Annotated in this window: 18 protein-coding genes; 14 read left to right on the forward strand and 4 right to left on the reverse strand. The window is 66.5% G+C overall.

Features of this window, described 5'->3' with window-relative positions; genetic code table 11:
* Positions 1–58: 58 nt before the first annotated feature.
* The 3 genes from LZ005_RS21335 to LZ005_RS21345 are packed head-to-tail and all read right to left on the reverse strand — an operon-like array spanning position 59 to position 3,699.
* Positions 59–1,132, reverse strand: coding sequence for a type II asparaginase (locus LZ005_RS21335; RefSeq protein ID WP_373889452.1), 1,074 nt, complete (start codon positions 1,130–1,132; stop codon positions 59–61).
* An 11-nt stretch (positions 1,133–1,143) separates the two neighbouring features.
* Complete coding sequence (locus tag LZ005_RS21340) at positions 1,144–2,427, reverse strand: amidohydrolase family protein (protein ID WP_237810811.1); 1,284 nt, start codon at positions 2,425–2,427, stop codon at positions 1,144–1,146.
* A gap of 21 nt (positions 2,428–2,448) precedes the next feature.
* Positions 2,449–3,699, reverse strand: coding sequence for a dicarboxylate/amino acid:cation symporter (locus tag LZ005_RS21345; protein ID WP_237810818.1), 1,251 nt, complete (start codon positions 3,697–3,699; stop codon positions 2,449–2,451).
* A 114-nt stretch (positions 3,700–3,813) separates the two neighbouring features.
* On the opposite strand from LZ005_RS21345, the gene LZ005_RS21350 reads away from it, so the two are divergent.
* The 9 genes from LZ005_RS21350 (at position 3,814) to LZ005_RS21390 (ending at position 11,977) form a co-directional block, all read left to right on the forward strand.
* On the forward strand, positions 3,814–4,539 hold the full coding sequence (locus tag LZ005_RS21350) for an amino acid ABC transporter ATP-binding protein (RefSeq protein ID WP_237810825.1): 726 nt from the start codon (positions 3,814–3,816) through the stop codon (positions 4,537–4,539).
* A 103-nt stretch (positions 4,540–4,642) separates the two neighbouring features.
* The gene (siaA, locus tag LZ005_RS21355; RefSeq protein ID WP_237810833.1) at positions 4,643–6,658 is read left to right on the forward strand and encodes a biofilm regulation protein phosphatase SiaA; all 2,016 of its coding nucleotides are present in this window, start codon (positions 4,643–4,645) and stop codon (positions 6,656–6,658) included.
* Positions 6,651–7,193 (forward strand): biofilm regulation protein kinase SiaB, encoded by a 543-nt coding sequence (siaB, locus tag LZ005_RS21360; RefSeq protein ID WP_237810842.1) that lies wholly within the window; start codon positions 6,651–6,653, stop codon positions 7,191–7,193. Before siaA ends, siaB begins: the two co-directional genes overlap by 8 nt.
* 20 nt (positions 7,194–7,213) lie before the next feature.
* Positions 7,214–7,600: a biofilm regulation phosphoprotein SiaC gene (gene siaC, locus LZ005_RS21365; protein WP_237810844.1), complete on the forward strand. Its 387-nt coding sequence runs from the start codon at positions 7,214–7,216 to the stop codon at positions 7,598–7,600.
* Positions 7,597–8,382 (forward strand): biofilm regulation diguanylate cyclase SiaD, encoded by a 786-nt coding sequence (gene siaD, locus LZ005_RS21370; RefSeq protein WP_237810858.1) that lies wholly within the window; start codon positions 7,597–7,599, stop codon positions 8,380–8,382. The genes siaC and siaD overlap by 4 nt, the downstream gene beginning before the upstream one ends.
* 53 nt (positions 8,383–8,435) lie before the next feature.
* On the forward strand, positions 8,436–9,485 hold the full coding sequence (gene pyrC, locus LZ005_RS21375; protein ID WP_237810860.1) for a dihydroorotase: 1,050 nt from the start codon (positions 8,436–8,438) through the stop codon (positions 9,483–9,485).
* Positions 9,486–9,489: 4 nt separating this feature from the next.
* Positions 9,490–10,278 carry a DUF3025 domain-containing protein gene (locus LZ005_RS21380; RefSeq protein WP_237810862.1) on the forward strand — a complete coding sequence of 263 codons (789 nt, stop codon included), beginning with the start codon at positions 9,490–9,492 and terminating at the stop codon, positions 10,276–10,278.
* Positions 10,272–11,255 (forward strand): Gfo/Idh/MocA family protein, encoded by a 984-nt coding sequence (locus tag LZ005_RS21385; protein WP_237810870.1) that lies wholly within the window; start codon positions 10,272–10,274, stop codon positions 11,253–11,255. The genes LZ005_RS21380 and LZ005_RS21385 overlap by 7 nt, the downstream gene beginning before the upstream one ends.
* Entirely contained in the window at positions 11,252–11,977 is a 726-nt protein-coding gene (locus LZ005_RS21390) for an SDR family oxidoreductase (RefSeq protein WP_237810885.1), read from the forward strand. Before LZ005_RS21385 ends, LZ005_RS21390 begins: the two co-directional genes overlap by 4 nt.
* A 202-nt stretch (positions 11,978–12,179) precedes the next feature.
* On the opposite strand, the gene recG is transcribed toward LZ005_RS21390, so the two are convergent.
* Positions 12,180–14,225, reverse strand: a complete 2,046-nt coding sequence (gene recG / locus LZ005_RS21395) for an ATP-dependent DNA helicase RecG (RefSeq protein ID WP_237810900.1) — start codon at positions 14,223–14,225, stop codon at positions 12,180–12,182.
* Between the two features lie 40 nt (positions 14,226–14,265).
* Between recG and queA the strand changes: the two genes are divergently transcribed.
* From queA to secF, 5 genes are all read left to right on the forward strand, one after another.
* A complete protein-coding gene (gene queA / locus LZ005_RS21400) occupies positions 14,266–15,297 on the forward strand; it encodes a tRNA preQ1(34) S-adenosylmethionine ribosyltransferase-isomerase QueA (RefSeq protein ID WP_237810908.1) in 1,032 nt (343 codons plus the stop codon).
* A complete protein-coding gene (tgt, locus tag LZ005_RS21405; RefSeq protein WP_237810916.1) occupies positions 15,290–16,423 on the forward strand; it encodes a tRNA guanosine(34) transglycosylase Tgt in 1,134 nt (377 codons plus the stop codon). Before queA ends, tgt begins: the two co-directional genes overlap by 8 nt.
* Positions 16,424–16,555: 132 nt before the next feature.
* Positions 16,556–16,888 (forward strand): preprotein translocase subunit YajC, encoded by a 333-nt coding sequence (yajC, locus tag LZ005_RS21410; RefSeq protein ID WP_237810943.1) that lies wholly within the window; start codon positions 16,556–16,558, stop codon positions 16,886–16,888.
* 48 nt (positions 16,889–16,936) lie between these two features.
* A complete protein-coding gene (gene secD, locus LZ005_RS21415) occupies positions 16,937–18,808 on the forward strand; it encodes a protein translocase subunit SecD (protein ID WP_237810953.1) in 1,872 nt (623 codons plus the stop codon).
* A 9-nt stretch (positions 18,809–18,817) separates the two neighbouring features.
* Complete coding sequence (gene secF, locus LZ005_RS21420; protein WP_237810962.1) at positions 18,818–19,840, forward strand: protein translocase subunit SecF; 1,023 nt, start codon at positions 18,818–18,820, stop codon at positions 19,838–19,840.
* Positions 19,841–19,954: the final 114 nt, after the last annotated feature.

Below are 19,954 nucleotides of genomic sequence, written 5' to 3' on the forward strand. Positions count from 1 at the left end.
TCGACAGTCGACGGGCCTTTTAGTTCAACGGATGTCCGATTGCCGGACCTGACCCCGTTCAGTAAGTCCAGAACATTTGCTGGATGGCTTTGCTGTCGCTGGTGCGGGTCAGGGCCAGCATCAGCAGGATGCGGGCTTTTTGCGGGTTCAGGGTGTCGGAGGCGACGAAATCGAGTTCGTCGTCATTGGCCTCGCCATTGCGCGCGATGATGCCGGATCCGACGCGCGAGGAGCGCACCACCAGCACGCCGCTCTTGCGCGCCTTGAGCAGGCCGTCCTTGACCGGATTCGGCAGACTGCCGTCGCCCACGCCGGCATGCACGATGCCTTTCGCGCCGGCCGCCACCAGGGCGTTCAGGGCGGTGGCGTTCACGTTCGCATAGCTGTAGACGATGTCGACCTGGGGCAGGCTGTCGAGCTTGCTGATGTCGAACTCGGTGTCGAGCGTGTGCTTGCGCGTACTGGTCTTGTAGAAGTAGGCGCGGTTGCCCTGCATGTAGCCGAGCATGCCGAGGTCGGGATTGCGGAAGGTGTCGGCCGTCGAGGTGTTCGACTTGGTGACGTCGCGCGCGCCCGAAATCTGGTCGTTCAGGCACACGAGCACGCCCTTGCCGATCGCTTCCTGGCTGCCGGCCAGAATCACCGCGTTGTACAGGTTGATCGGGCCGTCGGCCGAAATCGCCGTCGACGGGCGCATCGAGCCGACCACCACCACCGGCTTGCGGCTCTTGACCACCAGGTTCAGGAAGTAGGCGGTCTCCTCCAGCGTGTCGGTGCCGTGCGTGATGACGATGCCGTCCACGTCGCTCTGGGCCAGCAGCGCATTCACGCGCTTGCCCAGAGTCAGCCAGTGGGCGTTGCTCATGTTCTCGCTGGCGATCTGGAACACCTGCTCGCCCGTGACCCGCGCCACCTTCTGCATTTCGGGCACGGCCTGGATCAGGCTTTGCACGCCGACCGTGGCGGCCGTGTAGCCGACCGTCGTGGTCGTGGTGGCGCCGCTGCCGGCGATGGTGCCGCCGGTGGCCAGGATCACCACATGCGGCAGCTTGCCGGGTTCGGCCGCCTGGGCCGCCATCATGACCGCCAGACCCAGCACCAGGCCCAGCGCACGCGAGAACAGAGTACGCATCATTGCTCCTTTTATTTCGGCTGGCTGTAGACGACGCCGGCCTTCATCACGAATTTCACCTGCTGCAGCAGCTTGATGTCCTTGGTCGGATCGCCTTTCACCGCAACGATGTCGGCCGCGAAGCCGGGCGCCACCTGGCCCAGACGCTCCTTCTGGTCGAGCAGCTCGGCGGCGTGCACGGTGGCCGTGCGGATCGCTTCCAGCGCCGGCATGCCGGCTTCCACCATGTACTGGAATTCCTTGGCGTTGTCGCCGTGCGGGAACACGGCGGCGTCGGTGCCGAAGGCGATCTTGACCCCGGCCTTGTAGGCGCGCGCGAAGGTGTTCTGGATCAGCGGGCCGATTGCGGCGGCCTTCGGCTGCACCAGCGGCGAGTAGTAGTCGGGCTCCTTGGCCTTGTCGGCCACGAAGCGGCCGGCCGAAATGGTCGGCACATACCAGGCGCCTTTTTCCTTGAACAGGGCGATCGCTTCGTCGTCCATGTAGGTGCCGTGTTCGATCGAATCGACCCCGGCGCGCAGCGCGCGCTTGATGCCTTCCACGCCGTGCGCATGGGCGGCCACGCGGAAGCCGTAGTCCTTGGCGGTCTGGACGATCGAGCGGATCTCTTCTTCGGTGAACTGCGGGTTCTGGCCATTGCGCGCCTGCGACAGCACGCCGCCGGTGGCGGTGATCTTGATCAGGTCGGCGCCTTCCTTGTAGCGCTGGCGCACGGCCTGGCGCGCTTCCTCGGGGCTGTTGACGACGCCGTCGACCGGGCCGGGCGTGCCGATCGCCTTGCTCAGGCGGCGCGACAGATTATTGGTCGGGTCGGCATGCCCGCCCGTGGTGGCGATCGAGGTGCCGGAGGTGAAGATGCGCGGGCCGACCACATAGCCGGCCTCGATGGCCTTCTTCAACGCGATGTTCAGATTGTCCTGGGCGCCCAGATCGCGCACCGTGGTGAAGCCCGCCTTCAGGGTCTTTTCGGCCAGCGGCACCGAGCGGTAGGCCGAATCGGCCGGGTTGCCGGCCAGGGCTTCGCGCAGGGCTTCGACCTGCTTCATGGTTTCGCCCGACAGGTGCACGTGCATGTCGATAAAGCCCGGCATGCAGCTGTAGTCCTGCAGGTTGATGTGGTCGGGGGCCGGCGCCATCGGCTTGATGGCCACCACAGTGCCCTTGTCGATCTCGACCGAGACCTTGTCGCGCCATACGCCGGCCTTGGCGTCGAGCAGGCGGCCGCAATCGACCACGGTGGCGGCGCTGGCGCCGCCCATGAAAAGAAGAGGAATCAGTGCCGCCAGCTTACGCATGTGTGTCTCCTGGTGTGGTTATCAGAGGTCGTCCGGCTGGTCCTGCGGACCATCCAGTTCGTTTTCCCACTTGGCCACGACGGCAGCGGCCACCGAGTTGCCCACCACGTTCGTGGCCGAGCGGGCCATGTCGAGGAAGTGGTCAATGGCCAGCAGCAGCAGCAGGCCGGTCTCGGGGATGTGGAATTGGTTGAGCGTGGCGGCGATCACCACCAGCGAGGCGCGCGGCACGCCGGCCATGCCTTTCGAGGTCAGCATCAGCACCAGCATCATCGACAGCTGGGTGCCGAGCGAGAGCTCGATGCCGTAGGCCTGGGCGATGAAGACGGTGGCGAAGGTGCAGTACATCATCGAGCCGTCGAGGTTGAACGAGTAGCCGATCGGCAGCACGAAGGCGGCGATGCGGTTCTTCACGCCGAATTTCTCCAGGCCTTCCAGGGTTTTCGGGAAGGCCGCTTCGGACGAGGCGGTCGAGAAGGCCAGCAGGGCCGGTTCGCGCATGCGGCGCATCAGGTCGAGCACGCGCGGGCCGAGGAAGATGAAGCCGAGCGTGATCAGGATCGCCCACAGGATGCCGATGCCCAGATAGAACTCGCCCATGAACACGCCGTAGGTGGACAGCACCCCGAGGCCGCTCTTGGCGACGATGCCCGAGACGGCGGCGAACACGGCCACCGGGGCCAGGTTCATCACGTAGTGGGTCAGCTTCAGCATGATCAGGGCCACGCCGTCGGCCGCGTCGACCACCGGCTTGGCCTTCTCGCCGATGGCGGCGGCGGCGGTGCCGAAGAACACCGAGAAGATCACGATCTGCAGGATCTCATTGCGCGCCATGCCGTCGAAGATCGAGGTCGGCACCAGGTGGGTGACGAATTCCTTCAGCGTCAGGCTGGAGGTCTTGATGTCGGCGACGGCGCCGGCCGGCGGCAGGTGGGCCGCCATGGCGTCGCCCGGACGCAGGATATTGACCAGCACCAGGCCGAGCGCCAGCGAGAAGATCGAGGCGATGATGAACCAGCCGAGGGCCTTGGCGCCGACCCGGCCGACTTCCTTGGCGTCGCCCATCTTGGCGATGCCCACCACCAGGGTCGACAGTACCAGCGGGGCGATGATCATCTTGATCAGGCGGAGGAAGAGATCGGTGATCAGCTTCATGTAGTCCGCATAATCGGCCGGCGTGGCCATATTCGTATTGACCACATAACCGACACCGATGCCCGCTACCAGGCAGAGCAGGATATAAGTCGTCAGGCGGTTCTGGCTTGGTTTCATAGGCGGCGCTTCCTGTGGTAGTGTGTGTTTCCTCGCGGATAATCCCGCGAGTATCCTAGTCGTGCCAAGGGCTGTCAAGCTGGCAAAGTGGCGGCAATTCTACAGAGTTTTCCGATGATCGAAGTTGAGCATGTAAGCAAGACCTACGGCGCCTTCCGGGTGCTGGACGACTGTTCGCTGGCCGTGGCCAAGGGCGAGGTGGTGGTCGTCTGCGGCCCCTCGGGCTCGGGCAAATCGACCCTGATCAAGACCATCAATGCGCTCGAGCCGATCGACAGCGGGCGCATCCTGGTCGATGGGGTCGACGTGCATGCGCGCGGCACCGATCTGAACCGCCTGCGCGCCCGGCTCGGCATGGTGTTCCAGAATTTCGAGCTGTTTCCCCACCTGACGATCCGCCAGAACCTGGTGCTGGCCCAGGTCAAGGTGCTCGGCCGCAGCGAGGCCGAGGCGACGGCGCGCGGCCTGCATTATCTGGACCGGGTCGGCCTGCTGGCCCAGCAGGACAAGAAGCCGGCCCAGCTCTCCGGCGGCCAGCAGCAGCGCGTGGCCATTGCGCGCGCGCTGGCGATGGATCCGGTGGCGATGCTGTTCGACGAGCCGACCTCGGCGCTGGACCCGGAAATGATCGGTGAGGTGCTCGCCGTGATGGACAGCCTGGCGGGCGAGGGCATGACGATGGTCGTGGTCACCCACGAAATGGGCTTCGCGCGCCGCGTGGCCGACCGCATCGTCTTCATGGACCAGGGCCGGATCGTCGAAAATGCCGCGGCCGAGGCCTTCTTCGCCGCCCCGGCGACGGCGCGCGCGCGCGACTTCCTGGCGCGGATTCTGCACTGAGCGCGGCCGATAAAAATGCCGCAACCGGTAAGAGCCGTGCAATAATCATAAAAGTTTATCCAATAAAAACAAAAGCGTCGGGGCGCCGCCCCGGGGAGTGTCCATGCGCGCCTGGGGTCTGCGTACCAAATCGATCCTCGCCCTGCTGTTAGCCTGCCTGATCGCCCTGGTTCCGACCGGCCTGATCGGATGGCGTGTGCTCGACGGTATTCGTGACTACTACGGTTCGGCCTATGCGCGCTCGAGCGTCAAGCTGCTGAAGGAGGAGGTGTTCGCCCGCGTCGCGCGCGAACTGGCCCTGTCGCAGCGTCTGGCGCGCTCGGAAATCACGCGTAGCTGGCTGCGCGACGAGGACAATCCGGCCAAGCGCGCCCTGTTCTTCCGCGAGGCCGAGAGCTTCCGCAGCGACTTCCACGACCATTCCTACTCGGTGGTCAGCCACCGTTATTATTATTTCAACGGTGACAATCTGCCCTTCTCGGAGTCGCCGCGCGCCCGCCTCGACCCCAAGGACCCGCAGTTCGCCTGGTTCTACAACACCATGCGCGACACCGAGCAGTTCAATCTGAACACCGACTATGACAAGGCGGTTGACCAGACCAAGGTGTGGATCAATGTGATCGTCTACGACGGCGACAAGAAGCTGGGCGTGGCCGGCACCGGCCTCGACCTGACGCGCTTCCTGCGCGACTTCGTGGCCCGCCCCGACCCCGGCCTGACGCCGATGATCCTGGACGCCAACGGCGCCATCCAGATCCACCCGGAGCGCCAGCTGATCGCCCTCAATTCCGGCACCCAGAAGGAGGGCGAGGCCGCCAGCACCATCTTCCGCCTGCTCGGCGGCCCGGCCGACGAGGCCGCGCTGCGCCAGGCCATGCGCGCCGTCTCCTCCTTCCAGGGCGAGCTGCGCATCCTGAATGTGCGCCTGAGCGGGCGCCCGCAGCTGCTGGCGCTGGCCTATATGCCGGAGCTGAAGTGGTATATGGTCTCGGCCGTCGATCTGCAGACCGTGCAGCTGATCCAGCCGGTCTGGCTGTGGGCCCTGCTGGGCATGGGCCTGGTGCTGTTCACGGCCCTGGTGCTGGGCTTTCTGTACGTGGTCGACCGCCTGCTGCTGCAGCCGATTCTGGCCCTGCGCTCGAGCGCCCAGGCCATCGCGGCCGGGAATTACACGGTGCGCGTGCCGGTCACCGGCGGCGACGAGCTGGGCGAACTGGGACGCGCCTTCGACACCATGGCGCGCACCGTGGCCAGCCACACCGAGCAGCTCGAGCAGCGCGTCAGCGAGCGCACCGCCGCCCTCGAGGAAGCGAATAAGCGCATGCTGGCCGCGCACAAGCAGATCGACGATTCGATCGATTACGCGAGCCTGATCCAGCGCGCCGTGCTGCCCGAGCGCGAACTGGCCCAGGCCCTGGGCCCGCACCACTTCGTGCTGTGGTGGCCGCGCGACGTGGTCGGCGGCGACTTCTATGTGTTCCGGCGCGACGGCGACAACTGCCTGCTGGGCGTGGTGGACTGCGCCGGCCACGGCGTGCCGGGCGCGCTGATGACCATGCTGGGCGGCGCCGCCATCGACCAGGCCATCAATGTGGCCGGACCGTCCTCGCCGGCGGCCGTGCTGGCCCAGGCCGACGTGGCCGTGCGCGCCATGCTGCGCGAGGGCGAACTGCGCAAGGCCCTGGCCACCAGCATGGACGCCGGCCTGTGCTATCTGGACCGCGGCGCGCGCCGCATGCTGTTCGCCGGCGCCAAGATTTCGCTGTACTGGAGCGACGGCGCCCAGGTCGAGGAACTCAAGGGCAGCCGGCGCGCCCTGGGCGACCGCCGCGTCGGCGACTATCAGGACCTGAGCCTGGAGCTGCAGCCCGAGCGCACCTACTACCTGGTGACCGACGGCGTGCTCGATCAGGCCGGCGGCGAGCATGGCTTCGGCTTCGGCAGCTCGCGCCTGGCCGAGATGCTGCTGCAGCACGCCCGCCTGCCGCTCGAAGAACAGGCCGCGCGCTTCTCCGACATCATTAACGCGTATCGTGGCGCGTATCCCCAGCGGGACGACATCACGATCCTGTCATTCCGTTTTGACGATACTGCCTTTACAGGACAGAACCATGATTAATCCGGACGTCTTTGCCTTGCGTGAGTCATTCAGCCAACAGGGCATCATGTTGTGCTTTAACGGCCCGATTTCGCGCAGCCTGATCGAGGAGATCGGCCACGCGCTGAAGAACTATCTGCAGGCCGAGGACGTGAAGCCCTCGGCCGCGATGGACGTCTTCGGCACCTATATCGAGCTGACCCAGAACATCCGCCACTACGCCACCCGGCGCGGCTACGGCGAGATCGAAGGCTCGGCCACGGTGGTGATCGCGCGCGACGAGGACGGCCACTATGTGGTCTCGGCCGGGAATCAGGTCGAAATGGCGGACGGGCGCGCGCTGCTGGCGCGCATCGAGGCTCTGGCCGCGCTCGACAAGGTCCAGCTCAAGGCCGCCTACAAGGAACAGCTGCGCAAGCCGCGCGAGCCGGATGCCGTCAGCGGCGCCGGTCTGGGCCTGATCGACATCGCGCGCAAAGCCAGCGCGCCCTTGACGGCCTCGTTGAAAGAACAAGCGGATGGACGCGGCTACTTCAGCCTGCGCGCCGTCATCTGAAGCATCTGCAGGAGAACACCATGAACCTTAACATCCACGGCACCACCTCCTCGCCCGAGATCGAGGCCGACTGGGAGAACGGCGTGCTGGCCATGCGCGGCGATTCCTATCCCGAGAACTCCTACGAGTTCTATGGCCGCGTGCTCGAATGGGTCGAACGCTACCTGGCCAGCAGCGGCCGCCCGCTGCAGCTCGAACTGCGCCTGATGTACCTGAATACCAGCAGCATCAAGGTGATGATGGACCTGTTCGACCGCCTCGAAGACGTGCATCAGAGCGGGCGCAGCGTGCGCGTGACCTGGTACTACGATCCGCGCAATGAGCGCGTGGCCGAACTGGCCGACGAGTTCCGCGAGGACTGCAGCTTCCCCTTCGATATCACCGCCGGCGCCGCTCTCCCCGTATGAAACCCGGCGACAAAGAACTCGACGCGCAAATCCAGGCCTTGCTGGCGCTGGACGAGCACCGCAGCCATCCGCTCTACGATGCGCTGGCCGCTCTGCACGCGCGTAACCAGGACCAGCTGACGCGCCTCGAGCGCATCACCCGCATCGCCGACGGCTACCATTCGCTGGCGCGCACGGCCGAACAGTCGATGGCCGAGCGCTTCAACCGCCAGCTGCGCCAGCTGGAAAAACTGGCGCGCATCTCCGACCGCTACCAGCAGCAGCTGCGCGAGGCCAATATCAAGCTGCAGGAGGCCGCCTCGCATGACGGTCTGACGGGCCTGATCAACCGCCGCCGCATGGACGAGTATCTGAGTTCCGAAGCCGAACGCTCGGGCCGCCATGCGCAGCCGTTTGCGCTGGCCATGCTCGACGTCGACCACTTCAAGCTGGTCAACGACCAGTTCGGGCACGACGTCGGCGACCGCGTGCTGATCTCGGTGGCCCAGACCGTGATCGACCAGCTGCGCGACTACGACCAGTGCGCGCGCTGGGGCGGCGAGGAGTTCATGCTGCTGCTGCCGCAGACCAGCCTGGCCGAGGCCATCGTCGTGCTCGAGCGCGTGCGCGAGTCGATCAGCACCCAGCTGGTGCCGGCCGGTTCGCACAATCTGTCGGTGACCGTCAGCGTCGGCCTGACCTGCTACCAGCCGGGCGAGCACGTGGAAGACACGGTGCGCCGCGCCGACCAGGCCATGCTGGAGTCGAAGCGCGCCGGCCGCAACCGCCTCAGTACGAAGTAGGGCAGGGCCGGCGAGCGGAGTAAAATACTGGCTCCCTCTGAAAGGCCAGTGACATGAATTACGCCGAGCAACCCGATTCCATCACCCTGACCCGCCCCGACGACTGGCACCTGCACCTGCGCGACGGCGCCGCCCTGGCCAGCGTGCTGCCGCACAGCGCGCGCCAGTTCGGCCGCGCCATCGTCATGCCGAACCTGAAGCCGCCGGTCACCACCACGGCCGCGGCGATCGCCTACCGCCAGCGCATCCTGGCCGCCCTGCCCGCCGGCATGGCCTTCGAGCCGCTGATGACGCTCTACCTGACCGATAACACCGACCCCGACGAAATCCGGCGCGCCGCCGACAGCGGCGTGGTGCACGCGGTCAAGCTGTATCCGGCCGGGGCCACCACCAATTCGGACGCCGGCGTGACCGACCTGGCGCGCTGCACCAAGGTGCTGGAAGCGATGCAGGAAACCGGCATGGTGTTCTGCGTGCACGGCGAAGTGACCGACGGCGAGATCGACCTGTTCGACCGCGAGGCCGTGTTCATCGAGCGCGTGCTGCGCCCCCTGCGCAAGGACTTCCCGGCCCTGAACATCGTGTTCGAGCACATCACCACCAAGGACGCGGCCCAGTACGTGGCCGAAGCCGAAGGCCCGATCGCGGCCACCATCACGGCCCACCACCTGCTGTACAACCGCAACGAGATCTTCAAGGGCGGCATCCGCCCGCACTACTACTGCCTGCCGGTGCTCAAGCGCGAAGAACACCGCCTGGCCCTGGTGACGGCCGCCACCAGCGGCGACGAGCGCTTCTTCCTCGGCACCGACTCGGCCCCGCACGCGATCGGCGCCAAAGAGACGGCCTGCGGCTGCGCCGGCTGCTACACGGCCCTGCACGCGATGGAGCTGTACGCCGAAGCCTTCGCCCGCGCCGGCGCGCTCGACAAACTCGAAGCCTTCGCCTCCTTCCACGGTCCGGCCTTCTACGGCCTGCCGCGCAACAGCGGCAGCATCACGCTCAAGCGCGAAAGCTGGACCCTGCCGGCCACGCTGCCGTTCGCCGAGTCGACCATCGTGCCGCTCGGCGGCGGCGAAACCATCGGCTGGAAGATGGTGTAAGCCCATGCTCGGCCAGATCGACTGGTCGCGCCCCTGGCTGGACGCCGTGCGTCCGGCCTGGGCCAGCCTCGACCCGGCGGCCGGGCTGCTCCCCATGCTCAATGGCGGCGCCCGCGCGCGCGGCCTGCGCAACTGGCGCGAGCAGCCGCTCTGCTTCGTGCCCCAGGCCGAGCTGCCGGCCGGCGTCGCCTACGAAGCCTACATCGGCGCCGAAGGGCGCGTGCCCACGCGCGAGAACCTGCACGATTTTTTCAATGCCCTCGTGTGGCTCAGCTTCCCCGCCATCAAACGCCAGCTCAATGCCATGCAGGCGGCCCAGATCGCGGCCAGCGGGGTCGGACCCGCGCGCGGCCCGGCGCGCGACGCCCTCACCATTTTCGACGAAAACGCCGCCATCCTCGTAGCGCGCGACGCCAGCATCGGCGCCGCGCTGCGTGCGCACGACTGGCACGGCGCCCTGGTCGCACCGCGCGCACGCTGGTGGCGCGAGGTGCAGCTATGGTCCTTCGGCCACGCGCTGATGGAAAAGCTGGTCGCCCCGCGCAAGGCCATCACCGCCCACGTGTACCTGCTGCAGGCGCCCGCCAGCTATTTCGAGGCGGACGACGCCGGCCAGCGCGCCTGGATCGATGCGACCGTGAGCGCGCGCCTGCACAGCGCCGGCATCAGCACGGCCGATTTCACCCCGCTGCCCGTGCTGGGTGTGCCCGGCTGGTGGCCCGGCCAGGACGCCGCCTTCTACGCCGACACCCAGGTGTTCCGCCCCAAACGCCAGACGGAGGCCGCATGCTAACCCCGATCCGCTGGGGGATCATCGGCACCGGCAAGATCGCGCACGCCTTTGCCAGCGCCCTGCGCGACACGCCCGACGCCGTGCTGGCCGCCGTCGGCTCGCGCCAGCAGGCCAGCGCCGCCGCCTTCTGCGCCGAATTCGGCGGCACACCATATGCGAGTTATGCCGCCCTGTGCGCGGCGCCCGAGGTCGACGTCGTCTACGTCGCCACCCCGCACAGCCTGCACGCCGAGAACGCGCTGCAGGCCATCGCCGCCGGCAAGCACGTACTGGTCGAAAAACCCTTCACGATCAACCAGCGCGAGGCGGTCCAGGTGGTGGCCGCGGCGCGCGCACGCGGCGTGTTCGCGATGGAAGCCATGTGGACCCGCTTCCTGCCCGCCAGCGAGACCGTGCGCGCCCTGATCGCCGCCGGCGAGATCGGCACGCCGCGCCAGATCAGCGCCGATTTCGGTTTCCCCTCCACGCTGCCGCCCGAGCACCGCCTGCATAATCGCGCGCTCGGCGGCGGCGCCCTGCTCGACATCGGCATCTACCCGCTGGCGCTGGCCAGCGAGATTCTCGGCCCCGTCGAGAGCGTGCAGGGCCAGAGCCGCCTGGCCGCCAACGGCAGCGACGTGATGAGCGGCTTCATTTTGCGCCACACCGGCGGCGGCATGGCCGCCTGCATCTGCAGCACCGAAGCCTGGTCGCCGATCGAGCTGACGATCGCCGGCCCCGAAGGCTATCTGCGCCTGCCGACCCCGTTCTACAAGGCGCGCCAGGTCCACGTCGTCAAGCGCGACGGCAGCCAGCGCACGATCGACACCCCGTATCGCGGCAATGGCTACGTCCATCAGGCCGAAGAGGTGATGCGCTGCCTGCGCGCCGGCGCGCTCGAAAGTCCGCGCATGCCGCTCGACGAAAGCGTGGCCCTGATGGGCGTACTCGACACCCTGCGCGCCCAGGTCGGCCTGCGCTACGAGGCCGACGCATGAAGCGCGTCGCCATCGTCAGCGGCCATAGCCGCGGCCTGGGCGCCGCCATCGCGGCCGATCTGCTGGCGCGCGGGATCATCGTGCACGGCATCGCACGCCAGCCGCATCCAACCCTGGCCGGCCGTCCCGGCTACAGCGAGAGCGCGCTCGATCTGGCCGATGCGGCGGCGCTGGCCGCATGGCTGGACAGCGACGCACTGGCCACCCTGCTGACCGGCGCAGACCAGGCGCTGTTGATCAACAACGCCGGCGTCGTCACCCCGGTCGGCCCGGCAGGCCGCCAAGGCGCGGCCGCGCTGGCGCGCGCGGTCGCCGTCAACGTCAGCGCCCCGCTGCAGCTGAGCGACGCCTTCGTGGCCGCCAGCGACGCCTGTCCCGACCGCCGCATCGCGCATGTCTCGAGCGGCGCCGGGCGCAGTCCCTATCCCGGCTGGAGCGCCTACTGCGCGACCAAGGCCGCGCTCGACATGCACGCCGCTGCCAGCGCGCTCGACGCGATCGCGCGGCTGCGCATCGCCTCGGTGGCGCCGGGCGTGATCGACACCGACATGCAGGCCCAGATCCGCGCGGCCGACCCGGCCGACTTCCCGCGCCGCGCGCGTTTCGAGGCCCTGAAGCGCGAGCAAGGCCTGAGCAGCCCAGCCGACGCCGCGCGCCGTTTCAACGACTATCTGCTGTCGCCCAGCTACGGCACCCACCCCATCACCGACCTGCGCGACTAGCCCCCCAGCAAAATCGGGGTCAGACCCCATTTATCCGGCGAGAAAAATCGGGGTCAGACCCCATTTATCTGCGCGGCAAAATTCCACGCGCCGATCAAAGACCACGGCGCGGCAGAAAAAATAGGGTCTGACCCCGATTTGTTTGCGAGGAAAATGCTTGCTGGTTGGATAAATGGGGTCTGACCCCGATTTTTCCGCGGAGTTAGACGCGCAGGAATTCTTCTTTGCCGCCGAGCCAGCGTTCGAGGTGGGCGGCAACGATCGGGTTGTCGGGTACGCTCAGCAGCGCGGCGGCCTGGTCGCGCGCGGCTTCCACCAGCCATTGGTCGGTTTCCAGATCGGCAAAGCGCAGCATCGCCTGGCCCGACTGGCGCGCGCCGAGGAACTCGCCGGGGCCGCGGATCTGCAGGTCGCGCCGCGCGATCTCGAAGCCGTCCGTGGTCTCGCGCATCGTCATCAGGCGCTGCTTGGCCACGCCGCCCAGTGGGCTCTGGTACAACAGCAGGCAGACGCTCGACGCTGTGCCGCGCCCAACCCGCCCGCGCAGCTGGTGCAGCTGTGACAGGCCGAATCGCTCGGCATGCTCGATCACCATCAGCGAGGCGTTCGGCACGTCGACCCCGACTTCGATCACGGTGGTGGCCACCAGCACCTGCATCGCGCCGCTGGCGAAGGCGTCCATCACGGCCTGCTTGTCGGCCGGTTTCATGCGCCCGTGGACGAGGCCGACGCTGAGGTCGGGCAGGGCCTCGGCCAGCATCGCGTGGGTGTCGGTCGCGGTCTGCAGCTGCAGCGCTTCGGATTCTTCGATCAGCGGGCAGACCCAGTAGATCTGGCGCCCTTCAAGCGCGGCCGCGTGCACGCGTTCGATCACTTCTTCGCGCCGGTTCTGGTCGATGGCGCGCGTGACGATCGGGCTGCGCCCGGGCGGCAGCTCGTCGATGATCGAGACTTCGAGGTCGGCGTAGTAGGTCATCGCCAGCGTGCGCGGGATCGGCGTGGCCGACATCATCAGCTGGTGCGGCACCATGTCGGCGCCGGCCTTGGCGCGCAGGGCCAGGCGCTGGCCGACGCCGAAGCGGTGCTGCTCGTCGACGATCACGAGGCCGAGCCGGGCGAAATTGACCGTATCCTGAATCAGCGCGTGGGTGCCGATCACCAGCTGCGCCTCGCCGCTTTCGGCCTGGGCGCTGGCGGCCTGCTTGTCCTTCTTTTTCAGACTGCCGGTCAGCCAGGCGACCTTCACCCCGAGCGGCTCCATCCAGGCGGCGATTTTGCGGAAGTGCTGGTCGGCCAGGATCTCGGTCGGCGCCATCAGGGCGGCCTGGTAGCCGCTGTCGATGGCCTGGGCGGCGGCCAGCGCGGCCACCACGGTCTTGCCGGCGCCGACGTCGCCCTGCAGCAGGCGCTGCATCGGGTAGGGCTGGCGCAGATCGGCGCGAATCTCCCCGAGCACGCGCGCCTGCGCCCCGGTCAGGCGGAAGGGCAGGGCGGCCAGGAAGGCGGCGCTCAGGGCGCCCGTCGAGACCAGGGCCGGGGCGCCGCGCTGGCGCCGGCTTTGCTGCGCGCGTTTCAGCGACAGCTGCTGCGCCAGCAGCTCGTCGAACTTCATGCGCACCCAGGCCGGGTGGTTGCGCGTCTCGAGCGCATAGGCGTCGATGTCGGCCGGCGGGTAGTGCAGCAGGCGCACGGCCTGCTCGAAGTCCATCAGCTGCAGCGCCGCGCGCAGCGGCGCGGGCACGGTGTCGCGCCAGTCGACGCGGCCCATGGCCTCGTGGATCGCGCGCCGCAGCATGGTCTGCGACAGGCCTTCGCCGGACGGATAGACCGGGGTCAGGGAGGTCGGCAGCGGCGCCCCTGCGTTGATCACCTTGTAGCTCGGATGGACCATCTCGGCCCCGAAGAAGCCGTGTTTGAGTTCGGCCCGGGCGCGCACGCGCACCCCTTCGCCCAGCTGCTTGACCTGGGAGCCGTAGAAGTTCATGAAGCGCAGCAGCAGTTCGCCGCTGTCGTCGGCGATGGTCACCAGCAGCTGGCGGCGCGGGCGGTAGGCGATCTCGTTTTTCACCACCACGCCTTCGACCTGGGACGTGTGCCCGCCGCGCAGGCTGGCGGCGCGGATGCTCACGACTTCGGTCTCGTCCTCATAGCGCATCGGCAGATGCAGGACCAGGTCCATGTCGCTGCGCAGGCCCAGCTTGGCCAGTTTGCTGTCGAGGGTGGCGGTTTTTGGCTTTGCTGCGGGCATCTAGCGTAAAATAGAGGGTTGCCTTGCTGTTTTTGCGATCATGTACACGCTTTCAGACTTCGATTTTAACTTGCCGCCCGAACGGATTGCGCAGTTCCCGCTGGCGGACCGCGCCGCCTCGCGTTTGCTGCAGCTCGAGGGCAGCACCATCCATGACCGGGTGTTCCGCGACATCGTCGACCTGCTGCAGCCGGGCGATCTGCTGGTGGCGAACGACACGCGCGTCATCAAGGCGCGCTTTTTCGGCGCCAAGGAATCGGGCGGCAAAGTCGAGGTGCTGGTCGAGCGCGTGCTCGATCCGCTGACGGTGCTGGCCCAGGTGCGCGCCTCCAAGACGCCGGCCGCCGGCTCGCAGCTGCATCTGGCCGACGGCGCCTTCAGCGTCACCGTGGGCGAACGCGCGGGCGAGTTCTTCACCCTGCACTTCGGGTCCGAGGTATTCCCCCTGATCGACGCCTATGGCAGCCTGCCGCTGCCGCCCTATATCGCCCACGCGGCCGACAAGGTCGATGAGGAGCGCTACCAGACCGTCTACTCGCGCGAGCCGGGCGCGGTGGCGGCGCCGACGGCCGGCCTGCACTTTACCGAGGAACTGCTGGCGGCCCTGCGCGACAAGGGCGTGCCGCAGGCCTTCGTGACCCTGCATGTCGGCGCCGGCACCTTCCAGCCGGTGCGCAGCGAGTCGCTGGCCGAGCACAAGATGCACTACGAGTGGTACACGATTCCGGCCGCGACGGCCGAGGCGGTGCGCGCCACCCGCGCGCGCGGCGGCAAGGTGGTGGCCGTCGGCACCACCAGCCTGCGCGCGCTGGAATCGGCCTCGCAGTCGGGCGAGCTGCTGGCCGGCTCGGGCGACACCAATCTGTTCATCACGCCGGGCTACCGCTTCCGCACGGTGGACCGCCTGATCACCAACTTCCACCTGCCGAAATCGACGCTGATGATGCTGGTCTCGGCCTTTGCCGGCTACGACGCGATCCGCGCCGCCTATGCCCACGCCATCGCCAGCGAATACCGCTTTTTCAGCTATGGCGACGCCATGCTGCTGACCCGGAACGACCGCCATGCTTGAATTTACCCTGCTGAAAACCGATACCCGCACCCACGCGCGCCGTGGCCGCCTGAAACTCAATCACGGCTATGTCGACACGCCGATCTTCATGCCGGTCGGGACCTATGGCTCGGTGAAGGCGATGTCGCCGGTCGAACTGCAGGAGATCGGCGCTCAGATCATCCTCGGCAACACCTTCCACCTGTGGCTGCGCCCGGGCAATGCGGTGATGAACAAATTCGGCGGCCTGCACGGTTTCATGGGCTGGGACATGCCGATCCTGACCGACTCGGGCGGCTTCCAGGTGTTCTCGCTCGGCGCCATGCGCAAGATCACCGAGGACGGTGTGACTTTCCAGTCGCCGATCGACGGCAGCAAGCTGTTCCTGTCGCCCGAGGTGTCGATGCAGATCCAGCGCAGCCTCAATTCCGACATCGTCATGCAGTTCGACGAATGCACGCCCTATGAAATCGACGGCCGTCCAGCCACCAAGGACGAAGCGGCCAAGTCGATGCGCATGTCGCTGCGCTGGGCCCAGCGCTCGATGAACGAATTCCAGGCCGGGGCCAACCCGAATGCCCTGTTTGGCATCGTCCAGGGTGGCATGTACGAGGCCCTGCGCGAGGAATCGCTGGCCGGGCTCGAGCAGATCAACTTCCATGGCGTGGCCATCGGCGGCCTGTCGGTCGGCGAGCCGAAGGAAGACATGATGCGCGTCCTGGCCCATGTGGGCCCGCGCCTGCCGGCCCACAAGCCGCACTACCTGATGGGGGTGGGCACGCCGGAAGACCTGGTGGCCGGCGTGGCCAACGGGGTCGACATGTTCGACTGCGTGATGCCGACCCGGAATGCGCGCAATGGCTGGATCTTCACGCGCTTTGGCGACATCAAGCTGAAGAACGCGCGCTACAAGGACGATACCCTGCCGCTCGACGAAACCTGCGACTGCTACACCTGCCGCAATTTCTCGCGCGCCTATCTGCACCATCTGCACCGCACCGGCGAGATTCTGGGCGCGCGCCTGAACACCATCCACAACCTGCACTACTACCTGCAGCTGATGCGCGAGATGCGCGCTGCCATCGACCAGGACCAGTTCCCCGAGTTCCAGGTCAAGTTCCATGCGGAGCGCGCACGCGGCATCTGAGACTTGTGTAAGAAAAACAACAGCCTCTTGTGCGGCAGGGCGACCGCCCCATATGCCGCCCATTGCTGTTTGAATCAGAGGGCGCGGTGCTAGAATACAGCGCTAATTTTTAACCTTGATAAGGGTACCCCCGTGTTTATTACCAATGCATACGCCCAGACCACGGCCGCCGCACCGGCTGGCGCCGGTGGCTTCCTGGAGATGACCTGGCCGCTGATCCTGATGTTCGTGATCATGTATTTCCTCATGATCCGCCCCCAGCAGAAGCGCGCCAAAGAGCACAAGACCATGATGGACGCGCTCGGCAAGGGCGACGAGGTGGTCACGGCCGGCGGCATGCTCGGTAAGGTGGTCAAGGTCAGCGAGACCTATGTCACGATCGAAGTGGCGGCCAACACCGAAGTGGTGATGCAGAAGAACTCGATCACCACCATCCTGCCGAAAGGCACGCTGAAGGCGCTGTAAGATCCGCCGGGCGGCCTGCGTGGCCGCCTTCATCATTTCTGGAAGATCATGAATCGTTATCCCGTCTGGAAGTACGTCCTGATTGGCATCGCCATGCTGTTCGGCCTGCTGTACACGGCGCCGAACTATTTCGGTGAATCGCCGGCCCTGCAGGTGACCAGTGGCAAAGCCACCGTCAAGGTCAATAGCGAGCTGAGCGGCAAGGTCGAAGAGGCCCTGAAACGCGAGAACCTCGGCTTTACCGGCCTGAGCGTCGATGGCGTGGGCGACAACACCTCGGTGCGCGTGCGCTTCGCCGACACCGACACCCAGTTCAAAGCCAAGCTGGCGCTGGAAAAAGACCTGAACCGCGACCCGGCCGACCCGACCTATATCGTCACCGTCAACCTGGCCCCGAATACGCCGGAATGGCTGCGCAAGATCCACGCCCTGCCCATGTACCTGGGTCTGGACCTGCGTGGCGGCGTGCACTTCCTGATGCAGGTCGATACCAAGGCCGTGCTGGCCAAGCGCATGCAGGGCATCCAGGCCTCGGTGCGCGCCACCCTGCGCGACAAGAACGTGCGCCATGCCGGGATCGACAAGGTGGGCGACAACATCGTGGTCAAGTTCCGCGACGGCGCCACCCTCCAGCAGGCCCAGGATGCGCTGACCGCCAGCTCGGGCGATCTGGCCTTCGCCACCCAGGCCGAGGGCGCCGACCAGCTGCTGGTCGTGAGCCTGAAGCCGGCCGCCCTGAAGGCGACCATCGAAAACGGCGTCAAGCAGAATATCTCGACCCTGTCCAAGCGCGTGAACGAACTCGGCGTGGCCGAGCCGATCATCCAGCAGCAGGGGCCGGACCGCATCGTGGTCCAGCTGCCGGGCGTGCAGGACGTGGCGCGCGCCAAGAGCATCATCGGCCGCACGGCCACGCTCGAAGTGCGCATGGTCGACGAATCGGTCACCCCGGGCACCGAGCTCAATGCCTCGATCCCCTTCAATTCCGAGCTGTTCACCCAGGGCAAGGGCGTGCCGGTCGTGCTGACGCGCGACGTGGTCGTCACCGGCGACTACATCGCCAGCGCCGACGCCACCTTCGACCAGAACCAGCGTCCGGCTGTGGGCCTGGAAATGAATGGCGACGGCGGCCGCAAGATGCGCGAAGCCACGCGCGACCGGGTCGGCAAGAAGATGGCCATCGTGCTGTTTGAGAAGGGCAAGCCGGAAGTGCTGTCGGTCGCCACCATCCAGTCGGAACTGGGCACGCGCTTCCAGATCACCGGCATCGGCGGCGCCGACCAGGCGGCCGAGCTGGCCCTGCTGCTGCGTTCGGGCGCGCTGTCGGCCCCGATGGAAGTCATCGAGGAACGCACGATCGGCCCGCAACTGGGCGTGGAAAACATCGCCAAGGGTAAATACTCGACGATGTATGGCTTCCTCGCCATCGGCATCTTCATGATCATCTACTACCAGCTGTTCGGCTTCTTCAGCGTGCTGGCGCTGGCCGTCAACCTGCTGCTGCTGATGGCCATCCTGTCGGTCATGCAGGCGACGCTGACGCTGCCTGGCATCGCGGCCATTGCGCTGGCCCTCGGTATGGCGATCGACGCCAACGTGCTGATCAATGAGCGCGTGCGCGAGGAGCTACGCCACGGGAACACGCCGCAGGCGGCCATCGCGGCCGGCTTCGACCGCGCCTGGGCCACGATTCTGGACTCCAACGTCACCACCCTGATCGTCGGTCTGGCCCTGTGGGCCTTCGGCTCCGGCCCGATCCGCGGCTTTGCGGTGGTGCACACCCTGGGCATCCTGACCTCGATGTTCTCGGCCGTGTTTGTCTCGCGCGGTGTGGTCAACCTCTGGTATGGCCGCAAGAAGAAGCTGTCCAGCATTGCCATCGGCACGGTCTGGACGCCGGGCATCACGGACAAGAAATAAGGAAGCATCATGGAATTTTTCCGCATCAAGAAAGACATTCCTTTCATGCGCCACGCGTTGATTTTCAACGTGATTTCGGCGCTGACCTTCGTCGCGGCCGTGTTCTTCCTGGCCACGCGCGGTCTGCATCTGTCGGTGGAATTCACCGGCGGTACCGTGATGGAACTGAAGTACGCCGACGCCGCCAACCTCGAGAAGATCCGCGCCACCCTGGTGCAGGTCGGCTACGAGCAGCCGGAAGCGGCCACCTTCGGCACCGCGCGCGATGTCATGCTGCGCCTGCCGACCAAGAAGGACGTCAAGGGCGGCACCGAGTCGCAGGCCGTGTTCAAGGCCCTGTGCAGCGCCGAGCAGGGCGCCGCCCGCCAGGTCGACACCGTCACCGACAAGGGCGAGCAGGTGCACCGCACCGGCTGCTTCACGCCCGACAACAAGGAAGTGGTCGAACTGCGCAAGGTGGAATTCGTCGGCCCGCAGGTGGGCGAGGAACTGGCCCAGAACGGCCTGAACGCCCTGATCATGGTGATCGTCGGCGTGATGATCTACCTGGCCGTGCGCTTCGAGTGGAAGTTCGCAGTCGCGGCCATCATCGCCAACCTGCACGACGTGGTGATCATTCTCGGCTTCTTCGCCTTCTTCCAGTGGGAATTCTCGCTGACGGTGCTGGCCGCTGTGCTGGCCGTGCTCGGTTATTCGGTGAATGAATCGGTCGTGATTTTCGACCGGATCCGCGAGAACTTCCGCTCCAAGCGCAAGGCCAGCGTGCACGAGGTGATCGACAACGCGATCACCAGCACCATCAGCCGCACCATCATCACCCACGGCTGTACCCAGATGATGGTGCTGTCGATGCTGTTCTTCGGCGGCGTGACCCTGCACTACTTCGCCGTGGCCCTGACCATCGGCATCTGCTTCGGTATCTACTCCTCGGTGTTCGTGGCCGCCGCCATCGCCATGTGGCTGGGCGTCAAGCGCGAAGACCTGATCAAGCCGATCAAGGAAAAGGACGAAACCGACGGCGCCGTCGTCTAATGTGCGCTACCGCACAGACGAGCCGCCCGGCACTGCACTAAGCTGGGAACGTCTCTTTCAGGACATCCCTAGCATTGGACTTGACCCGCTCTCGCAGCGGGTCTTTTTTTTGGG

The sequence above is a fragment of the Massilia sp. TS11 genome (assembly GCF_022012445.1).
In the GTDB taxonomy this organism is placed as follows: Bacteria; Pseudomonadota; Gammaproteobacteria; order Burkholderiales; family Burkholderiaceae_D; genus Telluria.